Below are 13,834 nucleotides of genomic sequence, written 5' to 3' on the forward strand. Positions count from 1 at the left end.
ATCGTTTACGTATATGTATATGTTGTTGTTGTTTCCTTCTTTTCTTCTTTATACAAATGGCGGTCCACGATTAAAATAAAAACAACTTACTCGTTGTTCTATAAGTTGACAAATTAATAAAACAGTTGTTTCGTATAGAACTAGGGGGACAATATCAATAGAAAGTTGTGGTACTTCAATGGCTGGGTGAATCTTGAATAAGTATTGATCGCAGTAGTGTACTTTACTACCGTCGATCCATTCTACCTCGTGATTTCGCTGTCCAAATTCATGTTCAATGATAACATAATGCAGTAAATTACTAATTAGAGGAATAAAAAATACTACAACTAAAAAAGCATATTTACTACCATTGATGTTAGCGTTCTTCATTAAAATGGTATTTGAATCATTAATTGAATCGATCTACCTAATTCGGGTATCCCCAGTGGTCGATAAAAACTCATGTGATTCAATATTTTTGCATCAAAAATATTGGTTGCGGTTAAACTTGCTTTGGCTGCTACACTACCCAATCGAATCGTTGAAGAAAGTCCCAAACCATAGCTTTGCGAACTCGGTGTGACATCTTCTCCTTGTGCAATTCGCTTTTGTTCTGCGTACCATTTTCCGTTGACAAATACTTCAGGTTGTTGGAATACTTTCCAATCGTTCAAGGTATAACTTAACTGCCCAAAGAAATTAGCAGGTGTTGAAAAGGGCAAAGGATAATTTCCTTTTTTACCGTTATCTAATTGTTTGTTATAGATAAATTCAAACACCCCTTCTACTGTCAAGCGATCCCATAAACGTTGCTCTGCTTTCCATTCAAACCCTGTAATTAAGGCTTTTGATTGCGTATACTCGTAAATCTGTCCACTATCCGGTAAGATTGAAAACGTTCCGCTTGGCTTTAAGAAGATATAATTGGTAAAATAGTAAGCATAAGGACTTATCGTCGTACTAAACGTTGACGTTTCATAGGTTGCTCTAAAATCAAGGGCAATTCCCTTTTCAGGATCTAAATCGGGGTTTCCCTTTTCATGGCGAAAAGCACCGTGATGCACTCCGTTTGATGCTAGCTCAATCGCTGTAGGAAAACGGAAGTTTGTACCTACTGTAGCTGCAATATTAAAATGTTCTGTCCAATCAAATTTAGCTCCAATCATTCCATTGAAACTACTAAAATTACGGTCTTGCTTTTGACTGCGTTGGGCGTAATTCTCAGCGGTTTCAACAGATTGTCCTCGATCGATTAAATAGTCATAGAGGATTTCATCGTAAAATGGTTTTACGTGTACACTTGCATAATCAGCGCGAATTCCAGCTTCCCAAGTTAAGCGATCATTGACAAAGTACTCATACATACCAAATGCACCAACTCCAGACTTATTGAACTTTGGCAATAAAAATCCATATCCACCAATGGTATTATTTTGGTAATTCTGTTGAATCCCAACGGTCAACTTATGTTCATTACTAAAAAGGTGCTCGTATTTTACCGCTGCGTCAAATGTATTCAACACAAACTCTAGCTCTAGGTTTGGATTATTTGCTGGGGGTGTTTGATTGGAAAAATGCGAGTGAAACAAACTATTTTCTTGTCTCTTATTATTTTGAAAAGCCAATAAAACACTCAACTTTCGATTCGCATCGAACTCCCAAGTAGCTGTATTCGTTACTTTAAAGTGATTGACTGATTGGTTTGGCAATTCTACATTTCTGTGATTTCCATCATCTTGAACCGCTGCAATATTTGGAATACCGTGTGCTCCTGGAAAGAAACCACTTTTATCGTATACGTTGCTAATGCTTAAGATATTTTTAAATTGCGTACCTACATACCCAATTTGACCATAAAGCGCCAAGTTATTTCCGGCAGTATTTTTCATACGTCCCCCTTCAATAGGGATAATCGTATTGAGGTAATCAATTTGTTTGATGGGTACACGATAATCGGCGTAATCCTGTCCTGTTACTTTTAATTTATAGAAGAAGCGTTCTCCTCTTTGTTTGATTTGAACTGAAGCTCCTAGTGCATCATTAACTGATTTTCCATACACAATCGCTTTTCCATCAAAGGAATGTACTTGTGGGACTTTTTCATTGTTAATCTTAATCACACCACCAATTGCATCACTCCCATATTCAATGGCTCCAACTCCTTTGATTACTTCAACCTCTTCTGTACTAAACGTATCGATTTCCAATCCGTGATCAGCACCCCATTGTTGTCCTTCTTGTTTGGCTCCGTTTTCTGCCACAGCCACTCGATTAAAGCCCAAACCGCGAATTACAGGTTTAGAAGCTCCAGCTCCAATATCCATAGAATTAACTCCAGCTACAGATTCTAGTGTTTTCGCCAAAGAACCTGCAAACTTCTCTACTAATTGCTGATTGGATACTTTATCTACGTGTTGTACACTGTGTTTCGCATGACTAGAAACAACTACCTGATCTAATAGTGTTGAACTTTCTTTTAAGTGTAGATCCAAATCTTGATCTGCTTCTACTTTTACGTCCATCGTTAACGTTTCATACCCAAGGTAAGACACGACTAGTTGATAAGTTCCCTTTTCAATAGGTTTTGCTTGAAATCTCCCTTTTACATCTGTCATAAAAGCCTGATTTTCAAAAGTAATTGTTGCGCCAATTAAGGCTTCTCCATGATAGTCCGACACTCTTCCTTTTAAGGTAAACGCTTGTGCAAGCATACTAAAAGAGCACAATAGAACCATCCATGTACATAGAATTCTCATTGTATCTTGTATGTTTTAATTAATAAAATAGCAGTCAGACAATACATTGTCTAACAAAAATCTAAATAATTAAACCCATACTGGAGGGGCGCGAAGGGAATAGTAAACGTGAGATAAAGGGGTAAACAACAACGTTACCTCTTCTTGTACTTCTTGAATGGTTTGGTAGGCAACTGTGTGCCATTCCATTTGAACAGGCTCTAATCCTGAAGTAGGAATAAAATCACAAGCAAAACAATGATCCATGTGACTGTGATCTTCGGTAAGCTGAACGCCACCATGATCACTTCGTCCTTCTGTGTAATGTGCATGTGTGCGATGCTCTTGTTCATAAGCAACTGCAGTAGAAATATGTTGATAGCTATGTACCAATTGGAATACGGTGGTAAACAAAAAAGCTACCACTAACAATACTCTCGCTATCATTTTTTTTCTACTCATAAGCGACAAATATAGTACAGAATATTTAGTTAACGCTTTTTTTATGTTTTTTTTAGTGCTTTTTAAACAACCTTATTTTTATTCTTTTGAATGACTTCTTTGATATTTCACCCCAAATAAGCCTTGATTGATTGGGTTTCCTTCAGTTTATTTCATTAAATACAACACTTCTACTTTTTCAATTCACTACGCGCTGATGATTTGGTAATGATTTATTGATTTTACGCCAACACTGGTAAAAGATGATTTTTTGAGTGGTCTCAATAATTTTACCAAAAATTCAAGCTTCAGACCACAATAAGAATAGTATATTCTACACAAGAAAGAGAAAACAGCACCTTATTCTTCAAATAAATAACAGATTCCAAAACACAATACAAGATACTCTTTTTTAAAGAGAACGCATTTCAATCAATCAAATGTTGTATTTTTAACAATTAACGCATTTTTATAAAACAAAATTATCTTAACATTAAAATAATAAGCCAAAAAGCTTTTTTATCTTTGTGTTTCGTCTAAATTTTTCAACGTAATGAACAGTAAATTGCTTGGTAGCATCTTAATTATTGCAGGCTCTTGTATCGGAGGAGGAATGCTTGCTATGCCCATAACATCAGCAGGTGTTGGGTTTTGGGGAACCACCTTATTGCTGTTTATTATTTGGTTCGCCATGTGTTATACTGCCTTGCTTATGGTTCGCATCTACGACTACAACGAACCAACAGATGGATTTAATACCTTAACGAAAAAATATACGGGTTCCTTTATCAACAAACTGGCAGGATTTAGCCTGATGTTTTTGATTTATGGCCTTACAGCGGCTTATATGTCTGGAGGTGGAACCATCCTCAAAACAAATATTGATTTGTTGCTGGACACCAATTTTGATACGCGTACAGCTATTTTGCTCTTCTCCCTGCTATTTGGAGGGATTGTCGTCATTGGAACGCATTGGGTAGATTGGTTAACGCGAGGCTTATTTATCGCCAAACTTATTTTTTTAGTTTTATTGGTTGCCTTGTTGTTTCCTTTTATTCAACAAGCTAATTTGTTACATGCCCCTCTATCTATTGGTATCACGGTAACAGCACTTCCTGCTATTTTTACTTCCTTCGGATTTCACGGTAGTATTCCTAGCATTGTCAATTATCTTGGAGGAAATAAAAAACAACTGCATCGCGCATTTATTTGGGGGAGTTTACTTCCCTTAATTATCTATTTGATTTGGCAAGTTGTTGTTCTGGGGAGTATTGATCAAACTCGATTCATGCAAATTTTAAATGAAAACTCAGAATTAAGAGGGCTCATTTTAAGTGTCCGTGAAATGACACATTCTGCTCATATCGAAACATTGTTTAGCTTATTTGCAGCTACTGCATTGGGTACTTCATTCTTGGGGGTAAGTATGGGTCTTTTTGATTATTATAAAGATGTATTAAAACCCAAAACTAAAGGTTTTGTAACGACTAGTGTCGCCGGATTATTAACCTTTATTCCGCCTTTACTATTTGCTTTATTTTACCCAGAAGGGTTCATTCTTGCTCTAGGTTATGCTGCAATTGCAGGGGTAATCTTAGCTTTGTTCATTCCTCAGTATTTATATCTAAAGGCTATGAACTACCACAAACAACGTATACCTATTACACAAATTATCTTGATTACCCTCATTTTTATCCTGGCAGCTATCATTATTTATGCGCAGATAAAAATTGCCTTACAGCACTAAATAAAACAAACATATTACAAACACTTTACACAGATCATGAGAAACATACACTATATCGTTTTCTTACTGATTTTATTTAGCAGCCTAGGTGCCTTTGCACAAACGGAGCTAGATAAAGCAAAAGATACGCTAGAAAAGAAGAAGTTTTTTGAGCGGATTGTTCACTATTTTGAAGAAGCCAAAAAAGATAAATCCCAAAATAAATTTGACATCTCCTTTATTGGAGGCCCAAGTTATTCTGTCGATACTAAATTGGGTTTAGGACTTGTAGCTTCTGGTTTATATCGCCTAGATCAAGAAAACATGGAGCTATCTCCTTCTAACGTTTCTATTTATTCTAATATTACCACCAGTGGTTTCTTTTCCATTGGAATTGAAAATAGCACTATTTTTCCAGAGGATAAATTCCGCATCAATTCGGATATGTCCTTTAACTATATGCCGAGTAAATACTATGGCATTGGTTATGATGCAGGGGCATCAGGAGAATATTCAAAATACAATGAGTATCGTTTATCCCTTAAAGCAGATTTCTTAGCCGAAGTGATAAACAACGGATATGTAGGGGTCACCTTTGCTGCACAGAATGTAAAAGGAAGTGATTTTGAAAAAGCAGCATTTGAACCACAAGAAAATTTGACGACTACGCTTGTTGGGGGTGGTTTTATCTTTTCGTATGATACTCGAGATTTTATTCCAAATCCGAGTAAAGGGGTTTTTCTACAATACCAACAAACGTTTTATTCGCGTACCCTAGGAAGTAATATTCACTTCAGTCGCATCGAAACAAGTGCTCGTTATTTTCAACAACTAGCGCCCAAGACCATTTTGGCATTTGATGCGAATGGAATATTCAACAATGGGGATATTCCTTGGAACATGATGGCTCAACTAGGAGGGGCTAGACAAATGCGTGGGTATCTTTCTGGACAATACCGCGACCGAAAAGAACTAAACACACAAGTTGAACTTCGTCAAAAAGTATACAACCGCCATGGGTTAGTTGTATGGGGTGGAGTTGGTACTATTTTCGATAAATTCAAAGACATGAACTGGGCAGAAGCCTTGCCTACCTATGGAATTGGTTATCGCTGGGAATTCAAAAATCGAGTAAATATTCGCTTGGATTATGGAATTGCCAAAGGACAAAGTGGCTTCTACTTTAATATAAACGAAGCTTTCTAAGACACTATTTATGCAAGAAAAAATACAAAGAAGAAGTCTATTAGGTAGACTGAGTACAAATCCGGTGGCCCTATTCTATATTTACTTAGTTGTCAATATGGTGCCCTCCCTTTATTTTGCTTTATTCCAACCACTCAATTTCTTGGGAAAAGCAACGGTATTCTTATTTCCTTTGAGTTTATATCTTCTTGTTTTTTCTCTGTTTAAAAATATGGGACGTACACAGATTCTCTTGTTTCCTGTATTGTTTATTCACGCCTTTCAAATTGTTTTATTCTATTTGTTTGGAGAAGATGTCATTGCGGTTGATATGTACTTAAATGTCGCTACAACCAATACTTCTGAGATTACAGAACTATTGGGAAGTTTACTTCCTTCGATTGCTTTTGTTTGTATCTTATATATTCCAACTATTGTTTGGGCCATCCTTCAATGGAAGCGAAAAATATATGCTCCAAAGCTATTTAGACGCAAAGCGTTGATTGCTGGTGTAGCTATTTTATTTGGTTCACTATTGATATCCTTAGGAGCAAAAAACACCAATCGCAATGCTTTTGCTTTTACTGTTGATGTCTATCCCATCAATGCGTATTACAATTTAAATTTTGCCATCAACAAATGGAAAAAAGTTCAGGCATATCCTGAAACATCCAAGGATTTCAGCTTCAACAGTACCTCAGCTTCAACTAAAGATCAGCGCGAAATTTTCGTGCTCATTGTAGGCGAAACAAGCCGAGCGCATAACTGGCAAGTCTATGGGTACGACCGCCCAACGACCCCTCATTTATCACAACAGCAAAATACGGTATTCTATCAAGATGCGTTGACGCAGTCCAATACCACACACAAAAGTGTGTCGATGATTTTATCTGATGTCAATGCAACCAATTACGCAGAGATTTATCAGAGAAAAGGAATCGCACAAGCGTTTAAAGAAGCTGGATTTACCACGATCTGTCTATCCAACCAATCGGAGAATCATTCCTTTATTGAATATTTCACCAAGGAAGCAGATATCTATCAAACGATTCGCACGACAGATCCCAAAACACGATTAACGGTGAATCGTCCTGATGAGGATTTGATTCCGATTATGATGAATTTAATTGAAAAAACAACGGGCAATTTGTTCATTGTTTTACATAGCTATGGTTCTCACTTCAATTACAAAGAGCGTTATCCTTTAACATATCAAAAATTCACGCCTGATAATTTAACAGCCGTGAGTCGCAGACAAAAAGAGCAGTTAGTCAATACGTATGACAATAGTATTTTGTATACGGATTATTTTCTCTCCTCGACTTTACAGGCTTTACAGAAAGTTAATATTCCAAGTTTGGTTTTATACACCTCTGATCATGGGGAAGATTTGTTTGATGATGATCGCGGTTTGTTTCTGCATTCTTCTCCGACACCATCGTACTATCAATTGCATATCCCCTTTTTCTTGTGGTTTTCGGACTCTTTTATTGAAGAACATCCTGAGCAATATCAACTCGCTCAACAACGCAAAAAAGAGTCCATCAGTACCCATGTTATTTTTCATACCTTATTGGATGCAGCTGAAATACAAACCCCTTACTTAAAACGAGAATTTTCTCTTGTTCATCCACAATTTAAGGCAATACCTCGACAGTATCTCAATGATCACGACCAGGCCGTTCCTTATCAACAGATGAATCTGAAAGAAGAGGATTTTGAACAAATAAAAAAATTGAATTTAAAAAAATAAAAATATGAAGACTTATTTACGACTGATCCCTATTCTAGTTGGCCTTTTGTTATCCACGAGTCTTTGGGCACAGAAAGAGCGTTTCGAATTACTTCCATTTGGAAATATGAACCAATGGCAAGTACGAGAGATTAAAGAATCTCTATTGATTGGAGGAAATACGCGTTATCTCTATTCCATTAATGATACTAAAGACACCCTTAAAGATAACACCCCGTATAAGAACACGCGTTCCCCTTGGGCTACGTCTTCTGTATTGGCTGTTGTAAGTGGAATTACCAAAGGTAGTGTTACCGTCTTCCCAGAAAAAAGAGGCAGTGGCTATGCGGCTCGTTTAGAGACAAAAATAGAACGCGTTAAAGTATTAGGCGTAATCAACATTAATGTTTTAGCTAGTGGAACGATTTTCTTAGGTGAAATGATCGAACCTATTACGGACACGAAGAATCCACAGAGCAAACTCGTAACGGGAATTCCGTTTACCAAAAAACCGAAGGCTTTACAATTTGACTACAAAGTAACGACAGGCGGGACTTCTAGTCGCGTGAATGGTATGGGAAAAGGAACGGTTTTAAATCAAAAAGACAAGGCTGAGATTCGCATCTTATTGCAAAATAGATGGGAAGACAAGGATGGTAAAGTACATGCAAAACGCGTAGGAACAGCTTGGCTGAACTTAACAACAACGGAAAAAGAATGGAAAAACAATTTCCAACTTCAAATCAACTATGGCGATATCCGAAATCAAACCATCTATAAAAAAGAAATGGCTCTTCGCACCGGTGAATTCACAGATTACACCCGCAATAGCAAGGGAAAAATGACACCGATTATTGAGGAAGGCTGGGGAAATGCTGATGATCCGGTTACCCACCTTATTGTTCAATTCTCTTCGAGTAACGGAGGCGCTTATATTGGAAACGAAAATAGCAGGTTGTGGATTGACAATGTAGGATTGGTTTATGAGTAACAATTAAAAAGATCTACATAGAACATAAAAAAGGAAGGAGTTTTAATCAAAACTCCTTCCTTTTTTTATAGAAAAATTACGTATTACTCACCTTCCCTCACACCATATGATTTTATCTCTCTCCTGCTTTAGGATCAGCACCATATTCATTTTGTCCTACCGTACCATCAATACAAGCAAAATAAAGTACTACAAGAGCACCGATTCCTGTTAACCCTAACAACATCCACCAGCCACTTTTTCCAGTATCGTGTAAACGACGAGCTAAAAGTCCTAATGAAGGGAGTAAAACTGCTAAACTATAAATATAGCCTGTAAATCCTATTCCAATCGTTCCTAAGAGTAAATCAACGATTCCGAAAGCAATTGAAATGATCACACTAACCAATGTAAATGACCAATATTCTCTACGTCTAACACGTCCATTAAAATCTGTATAGTGATTTTTTAAAATATTGATAAAGTTTTCTTTTAAAGTAGTAAAATTCAGTTCCATCTTTTTTTTATGTTTTATGAGAACGAATGTAAAATTCTTTCTTGAAACTAGTGTAAAAAAGAAGAAAAGTTCACTATAAATGGGGAGTTCTGGTTGGCTATAAACCATAAACTGTAAACAAAAAAAGGACATTCCGAAGAATATCCTTTTAGGTACTAAAATGATCTAATATTATTATTTTCTAATGCTGTCATGGCTATGCGTTTCAACACCATCATTCCACAGGGTCAGGATATCTGTTGCAACAGCAGCGCCACTTCCAGCTGCAATAGCAAGTTGACTGCGGTGTCCCGCTAATGTACCTGCTACATAAATCCCCTCGGCTACAAGGTGATCTATATTTTTCAATTGAATTCTATTCTTTGTGGGGATAGACTTTTTGTGGGGTTCCACATAGTCCATCAGTCCCTCAATGGCAAACGTATTACTTGAATTAACAGCTACGACAACCATACGTGCAACATATTCGGCTTTATTCGTTTCTACAACAAACAGCTGTGCTGAATTTCTCCCTACACGGCTTACCTTCTCACCTTCAATTTGAGTCACGTTAGCATAGATTTTCAAATTCTCTTTGGCTTGTGTAAGTAAATCACTTCCTAAAGTGCCTGGTTGAATACCAAAAGCATTATTAAAAACGGCATCTTGAAGCATACTTGCCTTTTGGTGCATCACGATACCAATTGTCTTTCCTTCCATGAAAGCTTTTTTGGCAGCGCTACCTAACACTTGAGCACAAGAAACGCCAGAAACGCCTCCTCCAATAATTAAAACATCATAAACCAACATCTTTTGATCTATTTTGTTTTCTCGTCAATTAACTTTGAAGTTCTGTAAATCAACAGAATACAAACTGCGCATAAAAGTGCTACAATACCAATTATAGCAATCAAACTGTCCCCTTGAAATAAGTTATTAAAATCAAGCATTGTGATATTTAATACAATTAAGGCAACAACAAATGCAATAATAATGTAACTGAATATTTTCATTATTTCTAAAAAGATTTTAATTCTATTGTCCGAAAGTACAAAATAAAAACCACGTAGAAGCCTCTTTAACATTCCTACTATATAATTTAACAACGCCATCGTTTGCAACTTTCCCTCTCCTTCTTGTTTGCAAAGCACACAAAAAGAGAACTTTCCGTTTTATTTCCTCCCTTTTAGAGAAGTTTCTCTTCTTCGTTTTCCTGACCTTTATATCCTGTTATGTTATAACTGATTGCTTTTCTTTGTGATTGAACCTGCTCATTATTTTATCTTACATAAAAATTAACGCCCGTAAAAAAGGAGGTTTTAACATAAATCGAGGCTATTCTTTCTTTTATCATTGAACAAAGGCTCCCTTTGGAGGAGCCTTTGTTATTAATTTGTCTTTCTTAATTCAACCCTTCTGTTTTTGGCTTTGTTAGCCTCTGAATCATTTGCCACTAGTGGGCGTTCAGCGCCAAATCCTTCAGCAGTTAAGCGAGTAGCAGCAATCTTTTGTTCGATCAAAGCTGCTTTTACCGCTTGTGCACGAGCAGTGGATAACTTTTTATTGTGAGCAGCATCCCCTACATTATCTGTATGCCCTTCAATGGCAATCGTCAATTGTCCATTTTTTTGTAGGGCAGCAGTAATTTCATTGACTACTTCTTTACCTTCTGGAGTAATCGTCGATTGATCGTGATCAAAGTTGATATACAGAATCGACTTTCCAGTTTCCGCTAATGATTTAGCAATTTCATCTGCTGTAATCTTGGTCATGGTTTGTTCAAACGCTTTTGTCTGAAGTACATTCAATTTAGCTGCAGCATTATTTGCCGTATACTGAATGTAAATATCTCCTTGTTCTTTATGGCGAATGATATAAAACTTAATGGGTTCACCTGCATATCCGATATCTCCTTCATCTCCTTTATGCGGATCTAACTTATTGTATCGATCATATTCTTCTTGTGTAATACTTCCATCGAAGATTTCTACTGCTCCAATTGATTTCAAATAATCGTCCATGCTGCGTCTAAAAAAGCGTTCTGAAAATTGCTCTCCACTTTCAGCTGTTAAGTTGGCTTTATACAATCTTCCTTCTACTTCAGTCATCACACCATTTACAGGAAACAAACAAACGTCAAACGCACGCAATAAAGGTTTATTTAGTTCTTTTATTCCTTTTGGTAAAGCTAAATATGGGAAATCACCAATATCTGCTGTGGTGTAAGGAATTTTAGTTAAATCAAGGGTGGTCTCTACCGCTGTTGTTGTCTCAGTTGCTGTTGTGGGAACCTCTTCTTGTTGTTCCACCACAGGAGTATTCTCTTCTTTTGGCGTTTGTTTACACGAGATAAAAGCTACTCCTGCAACAAACAATAACGCTATTTTTTTCATGTTTTTATAGTCTTTAGTTTATCCATTAAAAGTCGATTTAAATTTTGAAACATGCAATATATTCTGGTTTAAGAAATCATTTTTTTTAATTTCTTTGTCTCATCTTCTTATGAAAGTCAGTCGTCTTACGGTTTTTATTCTGCTCTTTTTCTTTTTGTTTGACTTTTATCCCTTTCAAAACTGCTCTAAATAGGAGCTCAAAATCAAGCAGTTAATTTAGTATCATTATAAAATAGCGGTTGAACGAGCAGAAGCGGTCAACATCCATGAAAGATTCGTAATTTTGTAGCCTCAAAAAAATAAATAAACATGTTTCAAATTGGTTCAGCCTTAGTATCGGAAGATATTTTAGAAAAAGAATTTGTGTGCAATCTAACGGCTTGTAAAGGTCAGTGTTGTATTGATGGAGATGCGGGAGCGCCCGTAGAGAAGGAAGAAACGGCTATTTTGGATGAAATATTTGAAACGGTAAAACCTTATTTACGTCCTGAAGGTATTGCGGCTATTGAACAACAAGGAACCTATATCCTCGGTGAAGATGGGGAATTTGAAACTCCTTTAATTCACGGCGGAGAATGTGCCTATGTTATTTATGATAATGGCATGGCTTTATGCGGGATTGAAAAGGCGTATTTGGAGAAGAAAATCGATTGGAAAAAACCGATTTCTTGTCACCTATACCCTATTCGAATCAAGGAATATTCTTCTTTTTCTGCAGTGAATTACCACAAATGGCATATTTGTAGCGATGCTTGTGCTTTAGGAAAAGAACTAGAAGTTCCAGTATACAAATTTTTAAAAGATCCTTTGACGCGAAAATACGGTTCTGAGTGGTACGAAGAACTGGAATTAGTAGCCAAAGAATACTATAAGAAATAGACTTACTTCACGTATAGGGTCTGTTGTCCGTAGTCGAGAATTGCTTGACCTAATGCGAACACATCAGACCCTATAATTCCGTGGACATTTTTGGTTTTATACTCTGTGAGTGCGGTATTCACATGGCTCAAATCCAACAAGACAAAATTGAAATTATCTTTTTTCCATCGTCCCATTTGAATTTCATTATGGTAGCTCACTTGAGTCAGCATGCCATTTGCTCCAGCACCAGACGCTCTTGTTTCTGATTCTGAAGTAGTTAAATTAAAATGGTCGATACTTTGAAAATCGATACAGCTATTAGATGCGCCCGTATCTAAGATAAAATCTCCCCATACTCCATTTACTTTTACACGTACAAAAAGGTGGTTTGTTCGCGCTATTTTGAAGCGGATTTGTTTATAGCGTTCTTTTTTTAACCAATCTTTATAGTTTTCCATCAATTAAGTTTAGTTTTAATACTTTTTATAAGGTACTTTTGTAGTTTGAAAGATACTACTTTGTAGAATATTACCAAAGCATGATTTTTACCGATACTCATACACATCTCTATTCAGATGCATTTGCGGAAGATCGCAAAGAAACAATAAATCGCGCAATATCAAATGGAGTTACGCGTTTTTTTATACCTGCTATCGATTCAAGCTACGCTCAAGCGATGTTTGATTTGGAAGCGGCGTTTCCGGATTGCATCTTTTTGATGATGGGCTTACACCCTACGGATGTAAAGCCAGAGACGTATAAACAAGAGCTTGCCTTTGTTGAACAAGAGTTAGCTCGTCGGAAATACTATGCTGTTGGTGAAATTGGCGTGGATTTGTATTGGGACAAGACCACATTATCCATCCAGCAAGAAGCTTTTCAGCAGCAGATTCAGCTAGCAAAAAAGCATAAGCTACCGATTAATATTCACTGCAGAGATGCTTTTGACGAAGTTTTTGAAGTCTTAGAACTAGAAAAAGACAAGGCACTTCGGGGTATTTTTCACTGCTTTACGGGAACGGAAGAGCAAGCCCAGCAAGCCATGAGTTACAACCTCAAACTGGGAATTGGCGGTGTAGCTACTTTTAAGAACGGAAAAATTGATCAATTTTTAAACAAAATACCGTTAGAGCATATCGTATTAGAAACTGATTCTCCGTATCTTGCACCAGTGCCTTTTCGAGGCAAAAGAAATGAAAGCGCTTATATTCTCAACATAGCAGAAAGGCTATCAGAACTATACGAGCTTCCATTGGAAACAATTGCAAACCAAACGACTGCCAATTCAAAAGCAGTTTTTGGAATCTAATTGT

Annotated in this window: 14 protein-coding genes; 6 read left to right on the top strand and 8 right to left on the bottom strand. The window is 36.7% G+C overall.

Features of this window, described 5'->3' with window-relative positions:
• Positions 1-48: 48 nt before the first annotated feature.
• From ACUTSE_RS04240 to ACUTSE_RS04250, 3 genes are all read right to left on the bottom strand, one after another.
• Positions 49-372, bottom strand: a complete 324-nt coding sequence (locus ACUTSE_RS04240) for a hypothetical protein (RefSeq protein WP_445639367.1) — start codon at positions 370-372, stop codon at positions 49-51.
• Positions 372-2,738 carry a TonB-dependent receptor gene (locus tag ACUTSE_RS04245; RefSeq protein WP_445639368.1) on the bottom strand — a complete coding sequence of 789 codons (2,367 nt, stop codon included), beginning with the start codon at positions 2,736-2,738 and terminating at the stop codon, positions 372-374. Before ACUTSE_RS04245 ends, ACUTSE_RS04240 begins: the two co-directional genes overlap by 1 nt.
• A gap of 69 nt (positions 2,739-2,807) precedes the next feature.
• Positions 2,808-3,179: a DUF2946 family protein gene (locus tag ACUTSE_RS04250; protein WP_445639369.1), complete on the bottom strand. Its 372-nt coding sequence runs from the start codon at positions 3,177-3,179 to the stop codon at positions 2,808-2,810.
• A 532-nt stretch (positions 3,180-3,711) separates the two neighbouring features.
• Here ACUTSE_RS04250 and ACUTSE_RS04255 point away from each other — a divergent pair.
• From ACUTSE_RS04255 to ACUTSE_RS04270, 4 genes are read left to right on the top strand one after another with little or no spacing between them, the layout of a single operon-like run.
• Complete coding sequence (locus ACUTSE_RS04255; RefSeq protein WP_445639370.1) at positions 3,712-4,905, top strand: aromatic amino acid transporter; 1,194 nt, start codon at positions 3,712-3,714, stop codon at positions 4,903-4,905.
• 36 nt (positions 4,906-4,941) lie between these two features.
• A complete protein-coding gene (locus tag ACUTSE_RS04260) occupies positions 4,942-6,090 on the top strand; it encodes a BamA/TamA family outer membrane protein (RefSeq protein WP_445639371.1) in 1,149 nt (382 codons plus the stop codon).
• 10 nt (positions 6,091-6,100) lie between these two features.
• Entirely contained in the window at positions 6,101-7,822 is a 1,722-nt protein-coding gene (locus tag ACUTSE_RS04265; protein ID WP_445639372.1) for a sulfatase-like hydrolase/transferase, read from the top strand.
• 4 nt (positions 7,823-7,826) lie between these two features.
• On the top strand, positions 7,827-8,792 hold the full coding sequence (locus tag ACUTSE_RS04270) for a PCMD domain-containing protein (protein WP_445639373.1): 966 nt from the start codon (positions 7,827-7,829) through the stop codon (positions 8,790-8,792).
• Between the two features lie 112 nt (positions 8,793-8,904).
• Here the strand turns inward: ACUTSE_RS04270 and ACUTSE_RS04275 are convergent, their stop codons facing one another.
• From ACUTSE_RS04275 to ACUTSE_RS04290, 4 genes are all read right to left on the bottom strand, one after another.
• On the bottom strand, positions 8,905-9,288 hold the full coding sequence (locus ACUTSE_RS04275; protein WP_002989355.1) for a DUF805 domain-containing protein: 384 nt from the start codon (positions 9,286-9,288) through the stop codon (positions 8,905-8,907).
• 174 nt (positions 9,289-9,462) lie between these two features.
• A complete protein-coding gene (locus tag ACUTSE_RS04280; protein ID WP_002989352.1) occupies positions 9,463-10,077 on the bottom strand; it encodes an FAD-dependent oxidoreductase in 615 nt (204 codons plus the stop codon).
• A gap of 8 nt (positions 10,078-10,085) precedes the next feature.
• Positions 10,086-10,280 (bottom strand): hypothetical protein, encoded by a 195-nt coding sequence (locus ACUTSE_RS04285; RefSeq protein WP_002989350.1) that lies wholly within the window; start codon positions 10,278-10,280, stop codon positions 10,086-10,088.
• Between the two features lie 375 nt (positions 10,281-10,655).
• Complete coding sequence (locus tag ACUTSE_RS04290; RefSeq protein ID WP_002989347.1) at positions 10,656-11,660, bottom strand: OmpA family protein; 1,005 nt, start codon at positions 11,658-11,660, stop codon at positions 10,656-10,658.
• Between the two features lie 309 nt (positions 11,661-11,969).
• Between ACUTSE_RS04290 and ACUTSE_RS04295 the strand changes: the two genes are divergently transcribed.
• A complete protein-coding gene (locus tag ACUTSE_RS04295; protein WP_002989345.1) occupies positions 11,970-12,539 on the top strand; it encodes a DUF3109 family protein in 570 nt (189 codons plus the stop codon).
• Positions 12,540-12,541: 2 nt separating this feature from the next.
• Here ACUTSE_RS04295 and ACUTSE_RS04300 read toward each other — a convergent pair whose 3' ends face one another.
• The gene (locus ACUTSE_RS04300) at positions 12,542-12,979 is read right to left on the bottom strand and encodes a retropepsin-like aspartic protease (protein ID WP_002989342.1); all 438 of its coding nucleotides are present in this window, start codon (positions 12,977-12,979) and stop codon (positions 12,542-12,544) included.
• Between the two features lie 80 nt (positions 12,980-13,059).
• On the opposite strand from ACUTSE_RS04300, the gene ACUTSE_RS04305 reads away from it, so the two are divergent.
• Positions 13,060-13,830, top strand: coding sequence for a TatD family hydrolase (locus ACUTSE_RS04305; RefSeq protein ID WP_445639374.1), 771 nt, complete (start codon positions 13,060-13,062; stop codon positions 13,828-13,830).
• Positions 13,831-13,834: the final 4 nt, after the last annotated feature.

It is taken from the genome of Myroides sp. TSA_177.3 (assembly GCF_052691955.1).